At 69.1% G+C, this 20,209-nt stretch carries 16 protein-coding genes; 6 read left to right on the top strand and 10 right to left on the bottom strand.

Features of this window, described 5'->3' with window-relative positions:
- Positions 1–17 precede the first annotated feature (17 nt).
- The 3 genes from ACWDUD_RS11550 to ACWDUD_RS11540 all read right to left on the bottom strand — a co-directional run bounded on the left by ACWDUD_RS11550 (position 18) and on the right by ACWDUD_RS11540 (position 2,188).
- Complete coding sequence (locus ACWDUD_RS11550) at positions 18–932, bottom strand: CDP-alcohol phosphatidyltransferase family protein (RefSeq protein WP_450109390.1); 915 nt, start codon at positions 930–932, stop codon at positions 18–20.
- On the bottom strand, positions 929–1,642 hold the full coding sequence (locus tag ACWDUD_RS11545; RefSeq protein ID WP_197252578.1) for a phosphatidylserine decarboxylase: 714 nt from the start codon (positions 1,640–1,642) through the stop codon (positions 929–931). The genes ACWDUD_RS11550 and ACWDUD_RS11545 overlap by 4 nt, the downstream gene beginning before the upstream one ends.
- A gap of 78 nt (positions 1,643–1,720) precedes the next feature.
- The gene (locus ACWDUD_RS11540; RefSeq protein WP_450109389.1) at positions 1,721–2,188 is read right to left on the bottom strand and encodes an SRPBCC family protein; all 468 of its coding nucleotides are present in this window, start codon (positions 2,186–2,188) and stop codon (positions 1,721–1,723) included.
- 341 nt (positions 2,189–2,529) lie between these two features.
- On the opposite strand from ACWDUD_RS11540, the gene ACWDUD_RS11535 reads away from it, so the two are divergent.
- Positions 2,530–3,600 carry a porin PorA family protein gene (locus ACWDUD_RS11535; RefSeq protein WP_450109388.1) on the top strand — a complete coding sequence of 357 codons (1,071 nt, stop codon included), beginning with the start codon at positions 2,530–2,532 and terminating at the stop codon, positions 3,598–3,600.
- Positions 3,601–3,668: 68 nt separating this feature from the next.
- Here ACWDUD_RS11535 and ACWDUD_RS11530 read toward each other — a convergent pair whose 3' ends face one another.
- The 4 genes from ACWDUD_RS11530 to ACWDUD_RS11515 all read right to left on the bottom strand — a co-directional run bounded on the left by ACWDUD_RS11530 (position 3,669) and on the right by ACWDUD_RS11515 (position 7,890).
- Positions 3,669–4,532: an endonuclease domain-containing protein gene (locus tag ACWDUD_RS11530; protein ID WP_450109387.1), complete on the bottom strand. Its 864-nt coding sequence runs from the start codon at positions 4,530–4,532 to the stop codon at positions 3,669–3,671.
- A gap of 147 nt (positions 4,533–4,679) precedes the next feature.
- The gene (locus ACWDUD_RS11525; RefSeq protein WP_450109437.1) at positions 4,680–5,615 is read right to left on the bottom strand and encodes a winged helix-turn-helix transcriptional regulator; all 936 of its coding nucleotides are present in this window, start codon (positions 5,613–5,615) and stop codon (positions 4,680–4,682) included.
- Between the two features lie 23 nt (positions 5,616–5,638).
- On the bottom strand, positions 5,639–6,646 hold the full coding sequence (locus ACWDUD_RS11520; protein WP_197252575.1) for an NAD(P)H-dependent flavin oxidoreductase: 1,008 nt from the start codon (positions 6,644–6,646) through the stop codon (positions 5,639–5,641).
- A gap of 2 nt (positions 6,647–6,648) precedes the next feature.
- Positions 6,649–7,890, bottom strand: coding sequence for an acetyl-CoA acetyltransferase (locus ACWDUD_RS11515; RefSeq protein WP_450109386.1), 1,242 nt, complete (start codon positions 7,888–7,890; stop codon positions 6,649–6,651).
- 214 nt (positions 7,891–8,104) lie between these two features.
- Here ACWDUD_RS11515 and ACWDUD_RS11510 point away from each other — a divergent pair, with 214 nt between their 5' ends.
- The 3 genes from ACWDUD_RS11510 to ACWDUD_RS11500 all read left to right on the top strand — a co-directional run bounded on the left by ACWDUD_RS11510 (position 8,105) and on the right by ACWDUD_RS11500 (position 12,637).
- Positions 8,105–9,619 (top strand): carotenoid oxygenase family protein, encoded by a 1,515-nt coding sequence (locus ACWDUD_RS11510; RefSeq protein WP_450109385.1) that lies wholly within the window; start codon positions 8,105–8,107, stop codon positions 9,617–9,619.
- 61 nt (positions 9,620–9,680) lie between these two features.
- The gene (locus tag ACWDUD_RS11505) at positions 9,681–11,405 is read left to right on the top strand and encodes a class I adenylate-forming enzyme family protein (RefSeq protein WP_450109384.1); all 1,725 of its coding nucleotides are present in this window, start codon (positions 9,681–9,683) and stop codon (positions 11,403–11,405) included.
- Positions 11,406–11,443: 38 nt separating this feature from the next.
- Positions 11,444–12,637, top strand: a complete 1,194-nt coding sequence (locus tag ACWDUD_RS11500) for a thiolase family protein (RefSeq protein ID WP_450109383.1) — start codon at positions 11,444–11,446, stop codon at positions 12,635–12,637.
- Positions 12,638–12,652: 15 nt separating this feature from the next.
- Here ACWDUD_RS11500 and ACWDUD_RS11495 read toward each other — a convergent pair whose 3' ends face one another.
- Together ACWDUD_RS11495 and ACWDUD_RS11490 are read right to left on the bottom strand one after the other, a co-directional pair.
- Positions 12,653–16,096: a TM0106 family RecB-like putative nuclease gene (locus ACWDUD_RS11495; protein WP_450109382.1), complete on the bottom strand. Its 3,444-nt coding sequence runs from the start codon at positions 16,094–16,096 to the stop codon at positions 12,653–12,655.
- A 56-nt stretch (positions 16,097–16,152) separates the two neighbouring features.
- Positions 16,153–16,671, bottom strand: coding sequence for a DUF1707 SHOCT-like domain-containing protein (locus ACWDUD_RS11490; RefSeq protein WP_450109381.1), 519 nt, complete (start codon positions 16,669–16,671; stop codon positions 16,153–16,155).
- Positions 16,672–16,769: 98 nt separating this feature from the next.
- Here ACWDUD_RS11490 and ACWDUD_RS11485 point away from each other — a divergent pair, with 98 nt between their 5' ends.
- Complete coding sequence (locus tag ACWDUD_RS11485) at positions 16,770–17,375, top strand: PadR family transcriptional regulator (RefSeq protein WP_450109380.1); 606 nt, start codon at positions 16,770–16,772, stop codon at positions 17,373–17,375.
- Between the two features lie 2 nt (positions 17,376–17,377).
- Entirely contained in the window at positions 17,378–18,919 is a 1,542-nt protein-coding gene (gene hutH / locus ACWDUD_RS11480; RefSeq protein WP_450109379.1) for a histidine ammonia-lyase, read from the top strand.
- Between the two features lie 15 nt (positions 18,920–18,934).
- Here hutH and ACWDUD_RS11475 read toward each other — a convergent pair whose 3' ends face one another.
- Positions 18,935–20,176 carry an NAD(P)/FAD-dependent oxidoreductase gene (locus tag ACWDUD_RS11475; protein ID WP_450109378.1) on the bottom strand — a complete coding sequence of 414 codons (1,242 nt, stop codon included), beginning with the start codon at positions 20,174–20,176 and terminating at the stop codon, positions 18,935–18,937.
- Between the last annotated feature and the right edge of the window lie 33 nt (positions 20,177–20,209).

Raw genomic sequence — 20,209 nt, 5'->3', positions numbered from 1 at the left:
CCGAGCCTAGAACGTACTCACCGTCCGCGCGGGCGACGCAGCCCGAGGCGCGCCGAGGAACGATCCGCGGGTGCCGCGGTGCGGCGGATCACGACGCGGCGGGGACGCAGCGCGCGGTGCTCGGCCCGGATCGCGCGACGTTCGGACGGCTTGATGTCCCAGGTTTCCGGGCGCGCGGCGACCCACCGCTTGGAGCGGACCGCGAACGGGATGTGCGCGAGATACACGGCGACGAGCACGAGCATCAGGACGAACGGGTAGGTCACGAGCGCGGCCGCGGCGAGCGCGACGAGGACCAGCAGGACCACGGCCAGGCGCGGCGGCACGGACACCGATTTCATGGCGAGGGTCGGGATCGTGCTGACGACGAGCGCTGCGGTGATGAGGGTCCACGCCGCGACCGCGGGGTAGGACGTCCACCAGCCGTCGCCCCACTGGATGTACGCGGCGATCGGGGAGAGCACGATGAGCGCACCCGCGGGGGCCGGCACGCCGACGAAGTATTCGCGGGCGTAGGCGGGAATGCTGTCGTCCTCGAGCAGGGTGTTGAACCGCGCCAGGCGCAGCACCATGCTCACCGCGTACAGCAGCGTGATGATCCAGCCGAACGCGCTGCCGTCGAGCAACGTCACGTACAGCACGAGGGCGGGGGCGACGCCGAACGAGATCGCGTCGGACAACGAGTCGAGTTCTGCGCCGATCTTGCTGGTGGCGTCGAGCAGCCGCGCGATGCGCCCGTCGAGCGAGTCCAGGACCGCGGCGGCGCCGATCATGCCGAGCGCGGTGCCGAGCTCGCCGTCGAGCGCGAACTTCACCGCGGACAGACCCGCCGACAGCGCCAGGATCGTGATGACGCTGGGCAGCAGGCGTACCGCCTGGGGTCGGCCGCGGCGCTTGCGTTCCGGTTCGGGGGTGGTCAGCGGGGGGTTCACGGGAGCTGAGCGATGACGGTTTCGGCACCGATGGTGCGCTGCCCGCGCTCGACGAGCAGGGTTGTTCCGGCCGGCAGGTAGGTGTCGACGCGGGAGCCGAAGCGGATCAGGCCGTAGGTGTCGCCGATCGGCAGCGTGTCGCCGACACCGGCGTCGCACACGATCCGGCGGGCGAGCAGGCCTGCGATCTGGACGACGGCGACCTGGTGACCGTCGCGGGTCTCGAGGAGCATGCTGTTGCGCTCGTTCACCTCGCTCGCGTCCGCGAGATCGGCGGACAGGAACTTGCCCGGCTGGTGCACGACCTTGCGGACGGTGCCGCCGACGGGGCTGCGCTGCACGTGCACGTCGAGGACCGACAGGAAGATGCTCACGCGCGGCAGCGGTTCGTTGCCCAGTCCGAGTTCGGCCGGGGGTACCGCGGTGTCGACGAGCGCGACCTCGCCGTCGGCGGGGGCCACGACGACCCCGACCCGGTTCGGCGGAACCCGGTGCGGATGACGGAAGAACGTTGCGGTCGCCGCGGCGGACGCGAGACCGGCGCGGCGCACCCACTTGCGGTTGCGGCCGAGTGCGGCCACCGCGAGCGGGGCCGCGACGAACGGCAGGCCGGCGGGGTGGAGCGGCGGAACCGCCTTACGAACCAGATCGGCGATGTGGGCGACACCGCTCGTGGGTGGCATTCCGGCGGGTGTGGGCTTTCGGGCCACGGCTCCTCTTACTGTCGCGTTGCGATGTGAGCCGCGGACCGACGGGCCCGCGGGCTACCACAGCGTACGCGAGCAGCGTTACACGGTGACGGGCGTGGCCTCCACCACGTGCTTCAGTCGGGTGAGCGTGGCGTTCATCCCGACGATCATCTCGTCGTCGAACGATTCGGTGCCGCCCATCGCGAGGTTGATCAGAGTCCGCGAGATCTTGGTCGTGCCGGTGGGCGCTTCGCGCCGCTGCACGACGCGGGTGCCGGTTTCGGTGGGTTCGAGGACGAACGACCAGATCGTGCGGTTCTCGTTGACGCGGAAACGGAGTTCACGGCCGGGCTCGAAGGTGAGGATCTTGGACGTGGTGGGCCAGACGAGCGCGCCCCTGCGGTTGATGTTGATCGTGCTGGTGCCGACACCGACCGGACCGCCGAGCACCTTCATCCCGCGGCACTGCGGGCTGAACTCCTTCATCCGCGGGAGGTCGGCGAGAACCGCCCACACCTGCTGCGGGCTCGCGGAGATGTCGATCGTGGCTTCGAGGGTTCTGGACACGTCACTCCCGGTATATAAGCGGTACTTAGGGTTACGGGCAGTTACCGACCGTATCGTACGCAGACCTGCACCGGAAGGGCAGTGGTCGATTTGCCTGGTTCTGCGTCTCCCATTCTCCGGGAATTCGATGTGCTCGGTACATGCAGTCCGTATGCTGAGCGCGTCACGAAGTGGGACGATCGGAGGGGTGGGGCGCGGGGGCGCCCGCAGGGGTCGGAATCCTGCAACGGTGGTCCGAATCCGTTGCAGCGCATTCAATCACGTATTTCGGCAGCATCGAGCGGTCCCCGCAGCACGGGTGGTCCGTGGACCGGTGCTGTCTGCAATCTCAGGAGGACCACGTGTCTTTGCGTCGTTCGTCGCTCGTACTCGCCGTCGTCGGAGTGTTACTCATCGCAGCCGCAGGGCTGATCCGATTCGTCCTCGTCCCGTCGATGACGAAGATGCCCACCGAACTCGACGGCCGGTCGACCTACACGGGCAGCCTGCAGTCGTTCGACCCCAGCAAGTTCGCCCTCGGGGACGGCGCCGAGTTCACCGTGACGCGGCACGTGGAGGTCGACCACGTGGACGGGGACGTCGCGGTCATCACGAGCGTCGCCGAAACCCATCGACCCACAGGGGATTCCACGTCGGGCCACACCTACGCGCTCAGCCGGGTCGACTACTCCCAGCAGCCGGCACCCGAGGGTTTCGAGGTGGAGGACCAGAAGGGCGCCATGGTCTTCTCCCTGCCGATGAACCCCTCGCCGGACGGCAACGCGCTGTACGACACCGTTACTCGCGAACCCATTCCGCTCGAGCACGTCGGAGACTCGGTCCTCGAGGGTCGCGAGGTCTTCGACCTGCGGGGCCACCTCACAGCGCCGATCGCCGACCCCGCGGTGCTCGCTCCGGCGCAGGCCGGGATCGCCGCGATGGCCGGCGTGGGTGACGGATCGGTCCTTCCCAAGCAGATCCTCCAGGTTCTCGCCGGTGTCCTGCCGCCCGAGAAGGCGCAGCCGATCACCGCGGCGCTGGCGGCCCAGCCCGATCTCGTGCCTGTCGTGCTGACCGCCGACACCATGGTCGATCTGAACATCGACACCCGCTTCGGAAGCACGGTGCGCTCCGTCCAGGATCAGACCACCGTCCTCAACATGAAGGCCGGGGAAGAGCTGATCCCGCTGCTCGACCTGTCCCGCGCCGTCGTGGGCACCGACGACGCATCGGTCGCGGACACGGCCTCGAAGCTGTCCTCGTCGGAGACCATGCTCGACATCGTCTCGAAGTGGCTGCCGCTGCTGCTCACCGTGATCGGTGTCGTGCTGATCGCCGTGGCGTTCCTGCGCCGCCGCCCGGAGCCGGCGTCTCCGTCGGCCGGCGAGGCCGACGACGCGAGCGGCGACGTGCTGGAGTCCACCGGTTCGTGAGCCTTCGCCGAGCGGGAGGTTGTGCGCGAGATTTTCGAGAATTTCGTGCACAACCTCCCGCTCGTGTCTTACACGGGAGCGCCTGCACGACGCAGGGTCTCCCGGACCCGCTCGACGAGGACGCCGGATCGCCGGTAGAGCAGGTCCGCGCCCACCCGGATGACCGTCCAACCCAGTTCCGGGAGCAGGGCATAGCGTTCGATGTCGCTCGTGCGCTGGGCCGGATCGGTCCAGTGGTGGCTGCCGTCGTACTCGACGAGCACCCGCCACTGTTTCCAGCCCAGGTCCGCCCGCGCCACGAAGCGGTCACCGTCGAACACCTCGATCTGTGTTTCCGGGGCGGGCAATCCCGCACGGATCAACAGCAGCCGCGTGTGCGTCTCGGGAGGCGACGCGGCGCCCCCGTCGACGAGGGCGAGTATCCGATCCAGGCCGCCGACGCCCCGGTCACCCCGATGTGTCGCCGCGACACCCTGTATATCGCGGACCTTCAATCCGGTTGCGTTGCACAGCGCGTCGAGCATCTCGATGCACGCGACGGTGGGGCGGTGGCGCCGTGCCAGGTCGTAGCCCGTCTGCGCCGGTGATGTCACGGTCATCCCGTCGACCGCGCACGTCTCCACGTCCCGTGCGGTACGAACCACGATGCCGGGCACCGACCGCACATGACCGTCCCTGAGCAGTTCCGCGGGTGCGTGTGGGTCGATCCACCGCGACCCGTGCATCGCGGCCGCCGACAGTCCTGCCGGGATCCCGCTGCGGTTCGACCAAATCCACGCGGCCTTCGTTCGCAGTCGCGCTGTCGGCGCGATCCCCGGGCGGATGTACACGTCGCGGTGCAGACGTACGAAGTGCCGGTCGAGGCCGTACCGGGTGACGAGTCCAGCCTCGAGGGCCTCCGAACCCCGGAACGGCTCGTCGAAGTCGATCATGATGCCCAGCGTGAGCGACCGCGTCCGGTCGCGAAACCCCGCTGGGCGCACATGTGTACAACTTCGACGTTGTCCACAGGTCTGTGACTGGTGAGAGGGAGGTTGTGCGCGATATTCCCGAGGATTTCGCGCACAACCTCCGTCTCGTCAGGTGCCGGAAGCCGGGGGCTCGATCAGGACCTCCCGGCCACGGAGCGCCTGCGAACAGACACTGCACCGAAGGACCGGATGGAAGTCCTTCCGGCACACCACGTGCCGGAAGAGGATCGCGGGACCCTCGGGTGCCCGGAACCATTGCTGACCCCAGTCGATCATCAGCGCGACGACGGGGAAGAACGCCTCACCCTTGGCGGTGAGGCCGTAGGTCACCCAATCCGGCCGCGTCGGGTTCGGTGACGTCTCGACGACCCCGAGGTCCTCGAGTCTGTGGAGCCGGTCGGCGACCATCGCTGGCGGCGCGCCGGTGCGTTCCGCCAGTTCGCCGAACCGGCGGGCGCCCAGGAACAACGCCCCGATCATCGCGGCCGACCACCGGTTTCCCAGCAGCTCCATCGTGTGCGGCAGCACCTGGGACGGTTGCCGCACCGACGTGGACCGGCGACGGCCGATCGACGCCGGCACGCTGCGCGACCAGTCGGCACTCGGGCCGAGATCCGCCGACACGTCGTGCCGGTCGCAGGGTTCACCGCATGCGCGACAGACCAGAACCGGTGTGAATGTCGCGCCGCAGGCGGCGTGCCGCATCGACGGCAGTACGTCGGCGGACTCGGGCGACCACGTCTGCTCCCATGCCCACATGCTCAGCAGCACCGGCCAGACGGCGAGCCCGCGCGGAGTGAGCGGGTACTCGAAGCGGACGGGATGGTCCGAATAGCGCACCTTGTCGAGCAGGCCGAGCTCGGTCAGCTGGGTGAGGCGTTTCGACAGAACGGAATTCGAGATCGAACCTTGTGCGATCCAGTCGCCGTAGCGCCGGCACCCCGCGACCGCGTGACGCAGGATCCACAGATTCCATTCGTCGCCGAGCACACCGAGGGTGACGGCGATCGCGTTGTCGCCGCCCTCGGCAAGCTCGGTGAACATTCGTTCGGCCACGTCAGCTGACTCTAGTGGTGCCGTTCCTGTGCTCGATCCGGTGCCGGTGCCCCGGCCGCCGTACCGTAGCCGTGTCCGACGAATCGCGTGGTGGCCGCGGCGAACTCGGATTCGAGCCGGTCGACGATAGCCGCGACCGGCTCGACCGACTTGATGGTCTGCAGCCCTTGGCCGGCCGCCCACACATCCTTCCAGCGGGCGGGACCGTCGGATGCCGCATCGTAGGATCGCTCGGCACCGAAAACCAGGTTGTCGGGATCGAATCCGTTGGCGACCAAGCTCGGGCGCAGCCACGACGCGGGAGTCCCGGTGATGCCCGCGCTCACGATCAGATCGTCGGGACCGTGGTCGACGACCATCTGCTTGTATTCCGGCGCGGCCATGCTCTCGGTGGCGGCCAGGAAACGGGTGCCCATGTAGACGAGGTCGGCGCCCGCGGCGACCGCCCCGGCGATACCGGCCCCGTCGGTGACGGCCCCACCGACGGTCACGATCCCGTCGAAGAACTCCCGGACCGCGGAGATGAACGCGAAGGGCGACAGGTGACCGGTGTGACCGCCCGCGCCGGCGGACACGCACGCGAGTCCGTCGACACCTGCCTCTGCGGCCTTGCGGGCGAGTGCGATGTTCACGACGTCCGCGATGACCGTTCCCCCGTACGACTTGACGACGTCGATCACCGGGGCGGGGGAGCCGAGGGCCGTGATCACGATGTCGGGCCGGTGTTCGGCGACGAGCCGCAGGTCGTCGGCGAGACGTGTGTTGGTCCGGTGGGTGACGAGGTTCAGTGCCCACGGCGCCGGCGCGGTGCGGGACGATGCGAGGCGGTCGCGGATGGTGCCCATCCACTCGTCGAGGTCCGCGGTGGTGCGGCAGTTCGGGCTGGGGAAGGATCCCACGATGCCCGCCTCGCAGGCGGCGACCACCAGGTCGGGACCGGAGACGAGGAACATCGGTGCCGCCACGACCGGCAGGCGCAGATTCTCGAAGCGTGTCACCGGGCGGAATGCTGTTGTCATGGTCATCTTTCCGATCGGTCTCGTCCGACGACGAAACTGACTGTGGTGGTGGTGCTTCCACCGAAGTTGAGCATTCCGGCGCGGGCGGCGCCGGGCACCTGGTAGTCGCCTGCCGTCCCGGTGACCTGCTTGTGGCAGTCCAGGAGCATGCGCACACCGGTTGCGCCGACGGGATGCCCGCCGCCGAGCAGGCCGCCGCTCGGATTCATCGGGATGCGCCCGCCGATCTCGAGTTCTCCGGATTCGATTGCGCGCCAGCTCTCGCCGGGTTTCGTGATGCCGAAATGGTCGATCGCCATGTATTCGCTGGCGGTGAAGCAGTCGTGGGTCTCGATGAGGTCGAGGTCGTCGACCCCGCTGATGCCGGCGCGCGTGAAGGCATCCCCGATCGCGGCGGACACGTGGGGGAACATCAGCGGCTCGTCGGCGCTGCGGGCGAGCTTCTCCTCGAGCAGCAGCCCGACGGTGCGGTGGCCCCAGCCGAGGATGCGCGAAAGGTCTTTCCGTTCGGCTGTTTCCGTGTGGGCGCGGCGGTACCGGTCCGATATCAGGAGGACCGCGGCGCCGCCGTCGGTGAGGGGACCGCAGTCGACCTTGTGCAACCGGCCCTCGACGACCGGGTTGGCGTCGGCGTCGTCGGTGAAGGACGCCGGACCGAACTGCCATCCGCGGGTCTGCGCGTTCGGATTGGAGCGGGCGTTGCGGGTGTTCAGCTCGGCGATGCTCCACAGGTGCCGGGGATCCAGACCGTACCGCTTGTCGTACTCGTCGGCGATGCGGCTGAACATGTAGGGCCACATGAATTTGGCATCCTGACCCTCGTGCCCGATCCAGGCAGCGCCGGACATGTTCTTCGCACCGAGGTCGCCGGGCACGTTCTTTTCGAGTTCGACGCCGACGACCAGGGCGCAGTCGTATCGCCCGGATTCGAGATCGGCCATCGCCGCGAGGATCGCCAGGGATCCGGACGCGCAGGCGCCCTCGTGGCGGGTGGCCGGCACTCCCCACAGATCGGGGAGGACCGAGGCCGGCATCGCACCGAGGTGGCCCTGACCCGTGTACACCTGCGCGAACGCGTTTCCGACGTGGACGACGTCGATGTCGGCGATCGGGATGTTCGCGGCGTCGAGTGCACTGCGGGCGACTTCGGCGGTCAGTGCGTCGAGGTCGAGACCCTCCTTGGTGAGGTTTCGGGAGAAGTCGGACTGGTATCCGCCGGCGATCCACACCGGTTCAGGGCTCATGGGTCTCTGCTTTCGGGCTGTGTGAACTGCGATCGTTACTACAACTATAAGAGTTTGCGGGAAATGGGAAGTCCTCTTCCGTCGAGGGGGATTGTCGAGGGCGTCTTGACAATGGCACGTGTCGTTAGTCACTCTCTTAGTTGTAGAACGAAGGCGCGCCCCGAAGCCCACGCCGGGATGCCGCGCCAGCCCGATGCGAAAGGTGAAGGCCATCATGGATATCGAGATCGTCGGCCGACTGCTGTCGACCCTTCCCGAGGACGACGATCACCCCTACCGCACGGGCCCGTGGCGGCCGCAGACCACCGAATGGAAGGCCGACGATCTCGAGGTCGTCGAGGGGCAGGTCCCCACGGACCTGGACGGTGTGTACCTGCGCAACACCGAGAATCCGCTCCATCCGGCGGTGCAGAGATACCACCCGTTCGACGGCGACGGCATGATCCACGTCGTGGGTTTCCGGGACGGGAAGGCGTTCTACCGCAACCGTTTCGTGCGCACGGACGGCCTTCTCGCCGAGAACGAAGCGGGCCGTGCCCTGTGGGCGGGCGCCTCGGAAATGCCCGAGTGGGCCGAACGTGAGGACGGCTGGGGCGCGCGGCGGAGGATGAAGGACGCGTCGAGCACCGACGTCGTCGTCCATCGCGGGCGTGCGCTGACGAGCTTCTGGCAGTGCGGCGATCTGTACCGCCTCGATCCGTACTCGGCACGCACCCTGGGCAAGGAGGACTGGAACGGGAGTTTCCCCTACCACTGGGGTGTGTCGGCGCATCCGAAGGTCGACGAAACGACCGGTGAAATGCTGTTCTTCAACTACAGCAAGGAGGCGCCGTACATGAAGTACGGCGTCGTCGACGAGAACAACGACCTCGTGCACTACGTCGACATCCCGCTCCCCGGTCCGCGCCTGCCGCACGACATGGCCTTCACCGAGAACTACGCGATCCTCAACGATCTGCCGTTGTTCTGGGATCCGCGGCTGCTCGAGCGCGGCGTCCACGCACCGAAGTTCCATCGCGACATGCCCGCCCGGTTCGCGGTCATCCCCCGTCGCGGGCAGACGTCGGACATCAAGTGGTTCGAAGCCGACCCGACCTACGTCCTGCACTTCGCCAACGCCTACGAGGACGGCGACGAAATCGTGCTCGACGGCTTCTACCAGGGCGCCCCCGAACCCTCGCCCGAAGGACTCACGGAGCAGCAGCGGGCATTCCGGTTCCTCGCACTGGACTACCTGCAGACCCGGCTGCACCGCTGGCGTTTCAATCTCGTCACCGGAGCGGTGAAGGAAGAGCCCCTCACCGACACGATCACCGAGTTCGGCATGATCAACAACACGCTCGGCGGACGCGAGCACCGCTACGTCTACGCGGCGACGGGTGTGCCGGGACGGTTCCTGTTCAACGGCCTGGTCAAGCACGACGTGCGCACCGGCGCCGAGGAGAGCTGTTCGTTCGGTGACGGCGTGTACGGCAGCGAGACGTCGATGGCTCCGCGGGTGGGCAGCACATCCGAGGACGACGGATACCTCGTCACGCTCACCACCGATATGAACGACGACGCCTCCTACTGTCTGGTGTTCGACGCGGCGGCAGTCGGAGACGGACCGGTCTGCAAACTGCGCCTGCCCGAACGGATTTCGAGCGGAACCCATTCCACGTGGGCGGCGGGCGAAGAACTCCGGCGCTGGCGCGCCGCCGACGACCCGGCGCAGGCGATCGGGCTGTAGGCACCGCGGATCCGTTCTCCCCGTAACCCCAGTTCGCACAGTCGAGAAGGAAAGGTGGCCCATGGCCCAGCCACACCGAGGCCTGCATCCGAAAGACCGCGTCGAGGACTACGTCCGGCGCGGATGGTGGACGGATCACACGCTCGACCGGGTGTTCCGCGAGCAGGTGAGCGCGCGCGGTGACGCCACCGCGATCGTCGACCCGGCCAACCGGGCCGACCTCGTCGGATCGCAGCCCCGGCGCCTCACGTGGAACGAACTCGAATCCGAGGTCGTCCACCTCGCGGCGCAGCTGCTCGACCACGGAATCCGTCGCGGCGATGTCGTCGGAGTGCAACTGCCCAATTCCATCGAACTGGTCGAGGTGTACCTCGCCGCGTGGTCTATCGGTGCCATCGTGTCGCCGCTGGCGATGCAGTATCGCGAACACGAGATCGTGACGATGTCGAACAAGGGCGGCTTCGCGACCCTGCTGACCGTGGAGAAGTTCGGCGACCGGCCGACCGCCGCGGAAGTCGTCGCGGTGCGGCACACGATTCCGTCCCTGCGGTCTGTCCTGACGATCGGTGCGGCGGAGGAGAATTCGGGAACGGCCGACGCGCACATCGTCCCGGGTCCGGCGTCGGACACCGACAGAGGGCGGGTCGAAGCGCTGCGTACCGCGGACCCGAACGATCCCAACGACTGCGTCACGATCTGCTGGACCTCCGGCACCGAGGGCGAACCGAAGGGGGTGCAGCGGACCCACTACGACTGGCTCGCCTTCTCGATCGCGACGATCGACGCACCCCGCGTGACGGGCGACGACGTGCTGCTCAACCCGTTCCCCATGATCAACATGGCGGGCATCAACGGCATGTTGCTGCCGTGGCTCGTCATGGGGGCGAGGCTCGTGCAACACCATCCCTTCGACGCGCCCACCTTCTTCCGGCAGATCGCGGTCGAGCGCGTGACCTACACGATCGCGCCGCCGGCGCTGATGTGGATGCTCCTGAACAACGAGGACCTGCTCGCGAAGATCGACCTGTCCAGCCTGACTCGGATCGGCTCGGGTTCGGCGCCGCTGCAACCGGCGATGGTGCGCGGGTGGCAGGAACGCTTCGGGCTCAGCGTCATCAACTTCTTCGGCTCCAACGAGGGTGTGTCGCTGCTGTCGAGTCCCGAGGACTTCCCCGACCCCGACATCCGAGCGCAGTTCTTCCCCCGCTACGGAGCCGACGGCATCCAGTGGTCGTCGAGGTTCGCCGAACGCGTCGGCGTCAGGCTCGTCGACCTCGCGACCGGTGAGGAGATCACCGAACCGGGCCGGCCCGGCGAACTCCGGATCGCGGGTCCCGCCGTCTTCCCCGGATACATCGGGGGAGTGGACCTCCCCAGTCCGTTCGACGACGACGGATACCTGAAGACCGGCGACATCTTCGAGATCGCCGGCGACCGGAACCAGTACCTGCGCTACGTCGACCGCAGCAAGGACCTGATCATCCGCGGCGGCATGAACATCGCGCCGGTCGAACTCGAGGGCATCATCGCCGAGCACCCGGCGGTGGCGGAGGTCGCCATCGTCGGTGATCCCGACACCGTGCTCGGCGAGAAGGTGGCCGCGGTCGTCGTGTGCCGTGCCGGCGCATCGCTGACCCTCGACGAACTGGTGGCGTTCCTGAAGGAACGGAAGATCGCCTCGTTCAAGCTTCCCGAGCGTCTCGAGGTCCGCGAGGTGCTTCCCCGCAACGCCGTCGGCAAGCTCCTCAAGCGTGAACTGCGGCGGACACCCACGTCCGTCGACTGAGTCCCGCACCATCCCTCTGTTCCCGAAGTGGAGATCTCTTGTCCCAGTTCAGCTCGGACGTCTTCGTCTACGACGCGGTCCGGACACCCAAGGGTCGCGTCCGGCGCGGCGGCGGAACCCTGGCCGACGTGCCCGCATACGAACTTCTCGCGACGCTGCTGCGCGCCCTGCAGGCGAGGGGACTCGACGCCGAGCGGGTCGACGACATCGTCATCGGCACCAGCACGGCCGCCGGTGACCAGGGCGGCGACGTCGCCCGCGCCGCGGCCCTGTGGGCGCAGTGGCCCGACACCGTTCCGGGTGGGGTGGTGTCGCGGCTGTGCTGCTCCGGGCTCGACGCGATCGGCACCGCCGCAGCGAAGGTCGCGTCCGGAATGCACGACGTCGTCGTCGCGGGCGGGGTGGAGTCCATGTCGCGGGTGCCGATGCTGACCGACAAACCTGCGTTCGCCTACGAGGGTCCGTTGCAGGACGTCACCGGGTACGTGACCATCGGTGTCGCGGCGGACCTGACCGCGGCCGACGCGGGCTTCACCCGCGAGGATCTCGACAGCTACGCGGTGACGTCGCATCGGCGTTCCGCCGCCTCCACGACATCCGCGTCGATCGTCCCGATCACGTCCGGCGACACCGTCGTGCTGGACCGGGACGAAGGAGCCCGCGCCGACGCAACCCTCGACGGATTCGCTGCTCTCGGAACGTTGTTCGGGGAGGATCCGTCCTGGGAGCGCGTCGCGCGGCAACTACCCGATTCGCTCCGGCCCACCGGCGGCCTGCACACGCTGGGGACCGCGCCGCAACTCGCCGACGGGGCGTCGGCCCTCGTACTCGGGTCCGGGCGCTCCCGGGAGGTCGCGGGGTCGGACCCGATCGGGCGGATCGTCGCGGTCACCCAGACGGCGGTGCGCTCGCCACGACTGACCGCGGGCATGACCGCGGCCCGCGCCGCATTGGATCGTGCCGGGATCACGGCCGCGAACCTCGACGTCGTCGAGGCCAACGAATCGTTCGCAGTGTCGCCGCTGCTGGTCGGCCGGGAACTCGGCATCGACCCCGCCCGCGTCAATCCGAACGGCGGCGCCGTCGCCACGGGACATCCGCTGGGCGCGAGCGGCGGCATGCTGCTCGTCAACGCCCTGGACGAGCTGGCTCGTACCGACGGGGAGTTCGCTCTGCTGGTGATTCCCGGTGGTCTCGGACTCGGGGCGGCGGTCGTCGTGCAGCGGGTGTGAGGGGAGCGGACCGGATCAGCGGGTGAGCCGGAGGAACGCGCCGAGTTCGGCCAGTCCCTCCGGCGTGCTCGGCAGATACCGGGTCAGGGCGGGGGAGTGCACGACGACCGCATGCCACTTCCCGCGCGAGAGCGCAACGTTGAGCCTGTTGCGGGACAACAGGAACGACATGCCGCGCGGGACGTCCTCGTGCGCCGACGCGGTCATCGACACGAACACGACGGCGGCCTGACGCCCCTGGAACCGGTCGACCGTTCCCACGTCGACCCGGTCCAGACCCGCCGCGGCCAGCCGCTCGCGGATCGCGATCACCTGCGCGTTGTACGGCGCGACCACGAGGACGTCGCCCTGGTCGAGCGGGCGGGTGCCTTCGAACGAATTCGGGTCGCGCCACGGGGTGCCCAGCAGGTCCCGGATGCGCCGGGTAATCTCGTCCGCTTCCTCCACCGATTCGGTCGAGTTGCCGTGATGCTCGACCAGGACGGTGCTCACGCCGGGCGGTACCCCGTCGAGCGACCGTGCGGCCGTGACGTTCTCCTGCGAGAGCAGACGACCCTCGTACGACAGGTCCGACACCCGCGCGCACAGCGCCGGATGCATACGCCAGGTGCGGGACAGGAAGTAGCCGCGGTCTGCGGGTAGGGCGCCGTGCCCCTCGGCGAGCCACCCGAGCGCCGAGGTGTCCGCCGGTTCGGGATGGGTGCCCTGGCTGACCTGGGGGAGTTGCTGAGGGTCGCCCAGCAGCAACAGCTTTCGCGCGGCCTGGGCGACCGCGACCGTGTTCGCGAGACAGAACTGCCCGGCCTCGTCGATCACGAGCAGGTCGAGACCGCCGGGCTCGAAGCACGACAGGTTCGTGAAATCCCATGCCGTTCCGCCGACGACGCAGCCGCCGGCGGCGTGGTCGAGGAACCCGGCCATTGCCTTGGCGTCGGGGAACGCGGTCCAGGCCGGGTCGGTCTTCCTCGGTTTGGCCTTCGCGACGGAATCACCCGGGACACCGGCGTCGATGATCCCGTCGAGCATGTTCTCGATCACCGAATGTGATTGCGCGACAACACCGATCCGCCAGCCGTGCCGGAGCGCGAGGGTGGCGACGACGCGAGCGCCTGTGTAGGTCTTTCCGGTGCCGGGCGGTCCCTGCACCGCGACGTACGAATCGTCGAGGTCGAGCAGTGCGGCGGTGATCGCGGCGGCGTGGTCGCCGTCGACCACCGGGGGCAGGCCGGCATTCGACCGGGTGCGCGGCGGGATCCGGCGCAGCACGTCGACCGCCGCCGTGACCGGCGGGTGCGGCAGCGTTCCGCACATCTCGTCGGCGGCCGCGACGATCGCAGTTTCGATGCTCGTCGTCCGGATCGGCGGCCCGGGCGTGATCGCCATCGGCAGCTGCGAGTACTCGTCGCAATCCGTGGGCAGCGTCTCCTCCACGACCAGCACGTCGTGGAAACGGTCGTCCGTTGTGCGGGTGACGACCGTACCGGTGCTCCAGCCGCGGGTCCCGGGACCCCCGTCGAGCAGTCCGTCCGGCACGGGCATGTCGTAGAGCAGGTACACCGTGGTCCCCGGTCCGACGGTGCTGCCGGTACCGAATTCGCCGACGAACCGGATGTTGCGGCGCAGTTTTCGCTGCCGCGGTGTGGCCTTGTGCCAGTCGTCGAGGAGCGTCACCGACGCGGCGACCAGCGTGTCGCGGGTGTCCGACCATTCGTCGGCGGGATCGGACAGCCGGTCGAAGTGCGCCCACCAGAACGGTTTCCGCTCGCGGCGGTGGTAGCCGAGCGACGCGGCCATCAGCGCCGCGGCCTGCTGTTCGGCGGTGCGGTCCGCATGTGTTGCGGGACCGGCGAACTCGCGCAGGGCAATTTCGAGGGGGTCGGGTTCGGACTCCTCGGCTTCGGTCACCGCGACGGGGTCGGTGGTCGCGACACCGTGTTCGTCGGCGCGCGCGAGCAGCCAGTCCCGCAGCAGCATCGTCGAGACGCAGTCGTCCTTGTTGTATGCGGCGATGCCCGCGAGCACTTCCGCGGCGGCCTCGTCGTCGCCGGCGTCCCGGTGGTCGCAGTAGTCGGCGTACGCGACGACGGAGGTGGCCGCGTCGGTGACGTCGCCGTCGCGCTTCGTCGTGTACAGCGGTTCGAGTTTCTTGATGCTGTACGACGGCGCACCGATCCGCAGCGACGCCCGCACCACCGGGTAGAGGTCGACGAGAACACCCCCGCGCAGAAGGTCGTCGACGATCTCCTCGCCGACCCCGTGTCTCCCGGCGAGCCGCAGCAGCGCCGACTTCTCGTAGGCCGCGTAGTGGTAGACGTGCATGTTCGGGTACTGCCGCCGCCGGTCCGTCAGGTAGTCGAGGAATTCGGTGAACGCGCGTCGTTCCTCGGCTCGATCGTGGGCCCAGAACGGCCGGAACACCGGGTCCTGCGCGGTCCGTTCGACGACGCCGAACAGGTACTCGAGTCCCCAGTCCGAGCTGTCGTCCCTGCACCATAGTGGATCCCCTTCGAAATCGAAGAAGATGTCCCCGGCATCCGGTTTCGGCAGGGCGCCGAGGCTGTTCGGGGCGAAGACCTCCACGTAGGCCGAGCCCGTGCGCTCCTGCTCCAGTTGGGCGAGGGCCTGCGCGCGCAGCGACGCATAGGTGCGTGCGGCGATACCCGGGACCGGGTCCTCGCGGGCGGCGAGGTCGTCGACGGTGGTGATCCCTCCGGCGATGAGGCGGGCCCGCTGCGTCGCCCGCATCCCGGCGACGAGCAGCAGATCCCGGCTCGACGTCACCTCCGGCTCACACGCCGGGCAGCGCCCGCACGCGGTGTGCCCGGTACTGCCCCAGACCACCGGTGCACCCGCGCGGTGGTGGTCGTCGAGGAGTTCTTGCAGGTGGGCGCGGTGCAGCGCGAACACCGGAACGATGTCCGCGACCGGATGTGCCGAGTCGGTCCCGTCGCCCAGCAGCAGATGCGCGTGGGACGACACCGGGACACCCACGGCGGCGAGTGCATCCGCGTACGCCGCCACCTGCAGCAGCGCCGGAATCTTCGTGTGCCGCGACAGTTTCGTGTCGTAGACCGCGTAGGTGTCGCCGTCGCGGACCAGGAAGTCGCAGAAGCCGACGAACCGGCCGTCGAAGACGGTGCCCTGGTAGACGACGTCGACTCCGGCGCAGAGGGCGTCGAGTGTCGCGGCGGCAGCTGCCGCGTAGCCGTCGGTGGTGTGTTCCGGGCGCGACATGATCGCGACCCCGCCACCGAATCGTTCCTGGAAGTCCCGCAGCGCCCGTTGCTCGTGCGCATCGCCGAGCGCGAAGGCCCGCTCGAGCATCGGGTCGGGGGCCGTGTCGGTCTGCGCACCCCGCCCCAGCGCCGCATCGAGCGTCCGCAGCAGCGAGAACTCGCAGGTCGCGGCGTGGGTGAGGTCGCCGGCGCTGTACACCAGCGTGTCGTCGAGCAGGAACATCAGCGAGTTCCGGGCTGCTGAGTTCCGGGGTACAGCGGTCGCATGAGTCGACTATCTCAGATGCACCGGCTTCCCGTAGCCACCCGTGCTCGTGCGTGTTTCTGGTAGCCGCAGCTACCGAAAGCGCGCACGAGACCGGGGGCCGCTCCGCCCTCGACGCCGAGCAGGGTGCGGCCCACCAGGACCAGTGCCCAGGGGCCGATCACCCACACCGGCCACGGGTAGATCAGTGCGCCGACTGCGAGCGAGACGACGGCCCAGATCGCGAGGTTCAGAACACCGACGGCGAGCCACGCCGACCATTCGATGCGCTGGTGCAGCGGAAGCCCGCGCACGTAGTCCCGCAGCGGACGCCGGGGCGGGGCCGGGGGCGTCGGGGCGGGAAGGTCGGCGAGAACCTGCCGGGCCTGGTCCTCGGTGACGGCCCGGTAGACCTGCGTGACGCGGTCGTCGAACTCGGTCAGGGTCAGGCGGCCCGCGCCGACATGGGTGCCGAGGATCTGGACGAGCCGTTCGCGGTCGGCGTCGGAGATGCGGAGGCCGGAGATAGGAGTTTCGGGGGCGAGTGCGTCCATCGGGACCCCTCCCAGGATCTTCCATTGTGGAATGTCGCGTAATCCAGCATGCGATATGCCACAGTGGAATGTCAACCCCTCGGCGGAAGGAACCCGCGATGACAGCCCGCCCCCTCAACGCGACCGCGGCGTCGCTGCTCGGATTCCTGCACGAGGGCCCGAAGACCGGATGGGACCTGGTCGCGACCGCGCAGGACCGCATCGGCAAGTTCTGGTCCCTGACGACCAGCCAGGTGTACCGGGAACTCGCGGCGATGGAGACCGCGGGATTGATCGTGGCGGGGGAGAAGGGCCCGCGCGACCGCAAGCCCTACTCCCTCACCGACGCCGGCCGTCGCGCCTTCGCGGACTGGATCGTCCGGGAACCCGGCCCCGAGAACATCCGGTACCCGCTGCTGCTGACCGTCGCCTTCGGCGGCCATCTGCCGCCCGAGCGTCTCGCCGAGATGCTCGCCGCCCACCGCACCGCCCACGAACAACGACTCTCCGAATACGAAGAACTCGCCGCGCTCGACGGAATCGACCCCTACTTCGGAGCGACCCTCGACTTCGGCGTGCTCTACGAACGCGCGGTGCTCGACTGGTTCGACCGCGTCGGGGACCGTCTGACCGGCCCGAACCCGAAAGGCGACACCCCGGGCGAGGACGGCGTCCACAATGACCTCGAAGCCCACAACGACCTCGAAAGCGAATCCGGGAGGTAGCAGTGGCCGGTGAGGTCGTCGTCGGAATCGGACCCGTCACCCCCGACGAGGTGGTGCGGGTCGCGCGCGGCGACGCGTCGGTCCGGTTGTCCGACGAGGCGCTCACCGCGATCGCCGACGGCCGCGCCCTCGTGGACGCGCTGGCCCGCGGCTCCCGGCCGGTGTACGGCATCTCCACCGGGTTCGGTGCCCTCGCCGTCCGGCACATCCCCGCCGAGGACCGGGCCCGGCTGCAGCGCAGCGTCGTGCGCTCCCATGCCGCGGGCACGGGCCCCGAGGTCGAGCGGGAGGTGGTGCGGGCGATGATGCTGCTGCGCCTGTCCACCCTCGCGACGGGTCGCACCGGCGTCCGGGTCGACACCGCCGTCGCGTACGCGGCCATGCTCGATGCGGGGATCGCCCCGATCGTGCCGGAGCACGGCAGTCTCGGCTGTTCCGGCGACCTGGCGCCCCTCGCGCACGTCGCGCTCGCGCTGACCGGGGAGGGCACGGTTCGCGACCGCGCCGGCGTCGCCCTGCCCGCGGTGGAGGCGCTCGCCGAGGCGGGGTGCATGCCGGTCGTTCTCGCCGAGAAGGAAGGCCTGGCGCTGATCAACGGCACCGACGGAATGCTCGGCATGCTCGTGCTCGCGTGCCGCGATCTCGCCGACCTGCTGCGGCTCGCCGACATCGCCGCGGCCATGAGCGTCGAAGCGCTGCTCGGGACCGACCGGGTCTTCGCCGCCGACCTGATCGCGCTGCGTCCGCACCCCGGCCAGGCGACTGCGGCCGCGAACATGGCCCGCCTGCTCGCCGACTCCGGGATCGTCGCCAGCCACCGCACCGACGACTGCCCGATCGTGCAGGACGCGTACTCGCTTCGCTGCGCCCCGCAGGTCGCCGGTGCGGCCCGCGACACCCTCGCCCACGCCGAACAGGTCGCGAACCGCGAATTGTGCTCGGCCATAGACAATCCCGTCGTCACTGCCGATGGCCGGATCGAATCGAACGGCAACTTCCACGGGGCTCCGCTCGGCTACGTCCTCGATTTCCTTGCCATCGCCGTGGCCGATGTCGCGAGCATGAGCGAACGTCGCACGGACCGGTTGCTCGACGTCGCGCGCAATCACGGCCTGCCGCCGTTCCTCGCCGACGATCCCGGGGTCGACAGCGGCCACATGATCGCGCAGTACACGCAGGCCGGAATCGTCGCGGAGCTGAAAAGACTTGCGGCACCGGCGAGTGTCGATTCGATTCCGTCGTCGGCGATGCAGGAGGACCATGTTTCGATGGGGTGGTCCGCGGCCCGCAAACTTCGCCGCGCCCTGGACGGACTGACGCGGGTGTTGTCGATCGAAATTCTCACCGCTGCACGGGCGTTGGACCTTCGTTCCCCGCTGACCCCGGCGCCGGGCACCGCGGCGGTCCGGGATGCGTTGCGTCGCCGCGTGCCCGGACCCGGAACGGACCGGCACCTCGCGCCGGAGATCGACGAGGCGGTGGCCATGGCCGCGTCGGGTGAACTCGTCGCCGCGGCCGAGGCGGTCGTCGGTCCGTTGCATTAGTCGAGGCGGTGGCACTCATCGCAGCGGATCGAAATGGCGCAGAAGCGGATCCGGAATACCTGTCGTCACCAGCTCCGCGAGCAGCCGGCCGGTCAGCGGACCGAGCGCGACACCCCACATGCCGTGCCCGCCCGCGACGAACACCCGCGGCGACAGGGTTTCGCCGATCAGCGGCAGACCGTCGGCGGTGCACGGACGCGACCCGACCCACTCCTCTTTCGTTGCGGACCAATCGATTCCGCTGAGAAGCGGGCGGGTGGCATCGATGATCGCCTGCACTCGACGTGGATCGAACGGGGCGTCGGGGCTGCGGAACTCCATCATCCCGGCGATCCGCAGGCGGTCGTGCAGCGGTGTGCACGCGACCCGCTGGGTCGGAAAGTAGATCGGATTCTTGGGCAGTTCCGCGGGGCGAACGCTGAAGCTGTAGCCGCGACCTGCCTGCACGATCGTCCGCACCCCGAAGGGCCGCGCCAGATCCCCGAGCCGCGCGCCCGTCGCGAGCACCACCGCGTCCGCCGAGTAGGCCTGCCCGTCCGGGCCGGTGACCTCCACGGACTCCGCGCGGGCACGTATCGACTCGGTGTCGAACCCTTCGACGATCTCACCGCCGCGTTCGCGCACGGAGTCGGCCAGGGCCGCGAGAAAGCGGGGCGGATCGATGAACCGCTGCCCCCGGATCAGCACCCCCACTCGCACGGCCTCGCCGAGCAGCGGCTCGAGCGACCGCACGGTGTCACGATCGAGAAGTTCGTAGTCGACCTCGCCGCCGGCGGCCCGCACGTGCTCGAACTCGTCGAGCAGGCCCTGCCGATCCGACTCGGACACGAACGCGGCCAGGAACGGATCGGCGGTGCGGGTCTGCTCGGTGAGCCCGCCGCGGATCAGGTCGTCGTAGGCGTCCAGCGCGACCCGGTTGGCCTGCGCGAACACCGCCATCGAGGCACGCCAGCGGCCGGGCGTGCAGTTGCGGGCGAAACCGGCGAGGAACCGGAGCAACCGCAGGTCGGTGGTCGGCGGCACGTACACCGGCGACGACGGAGTCAGCGCCGACCGCAGTCCGTAGCGCAGCACCGACGGCTCGGGCAGCGGCAGCGTCAACGCCGGAGCCAACCACCCCGCGTTGCCCCACGAGGCGTCCGCGGCGACACCCTCGCGGTCGAGCACCGTGACCTCGACCTCGCGCTCCTGCAGGAACCAGGCGGTGGACAGTCCGACGACACCGGCACCGACGACGATCACCCGACGAACGGTCATGACGCACTCCCGTATCCGAAATGCCCCATCCGG

The sequence above is a fragment of the Rhodococcus sp. NPDC003382 genome, from assembly GCF_053589135.1.
The sequence above is the reverse complement of the archived record's forward strand: the minus strand, read 5'-3'. Positions and strand labels throughout refer to the sequence as shown.

Bases quoted from the DNA above. Each gene is read 5' to 3' on its own strand.
- ACWDUD_RS11530 (WP_450109387.1), bottom strand. From the start codon at position 4,532: ATGATCGACTTCGACGAGCCGTTCCGGGGTTCGGAGGCCCTCGAGGCT.
- ACWDUD_RS11525 (WP_450109437.1), bottom strand. From the start codon at position 5,615: ATGTTCACCGAGCTTGCCGAGGGCGGCGACAACGCGATCGCCGTCACC.
- ACWDUD_RS11520 (WP_197252575.1), bottom strand. From the start codon at position 6,646: ATGACAACAGCATTCCGCCCGGTGACACGCTTCGAGAATCTGCGCCTG.
- ACWDUD_RS11515 (WP_450109386.1), bottom strand. From the start codon at position 7,890: ATGAGCCCTGAACCGGTGTGGATCGCCGGCGGATACCAGTCCGACTTC.
- ACWDUD_RS11510 (WP_450109385.1), top strand. From the start codon at position 8,105: ATGGATATCGAGATCGTCGGCCGACTGCTGTCGACCCTTCCCGAGGAC.
- ACWDUD_RS11505 (WP_450109384.1), top strand. From the start codon at position 9,681: ATGGCCCAGCCACACCGAGGCCTGCATCCGAAAGACCGCGTCGAGGAC.
- ACWDUD_RS11495 (WP_450109382.1), bottom strand. From the start codon at position 16,096: ATGTTCCTGCTCGACGACACGCTGGTGTACAGCGCCGGCGACCTCACC.
- ACWDUD_RS11490 (WP_450109381.1), bottom strand. From the start codon at position 16,671: ATGGACGCACTCGCCCCCGAAACTCCTATCTCCGGCCTCCGCATCTCC.
- ACWDUD_RS11485 (WP_450109380.1), top strand. From the start codon at position 16,770: ATGACAGCCCGCCCCCTCAACGCGACCGCGGCGTCGCTGCTCGGATTC.
- ACWDUD_RS11475 (WP_450109378.1), bottom strand. From the start codon at position 20,176: ATGACCGTTCGTCGGGTGATCGTCGTCGGTGCCGGTGTCGTCGGACTG.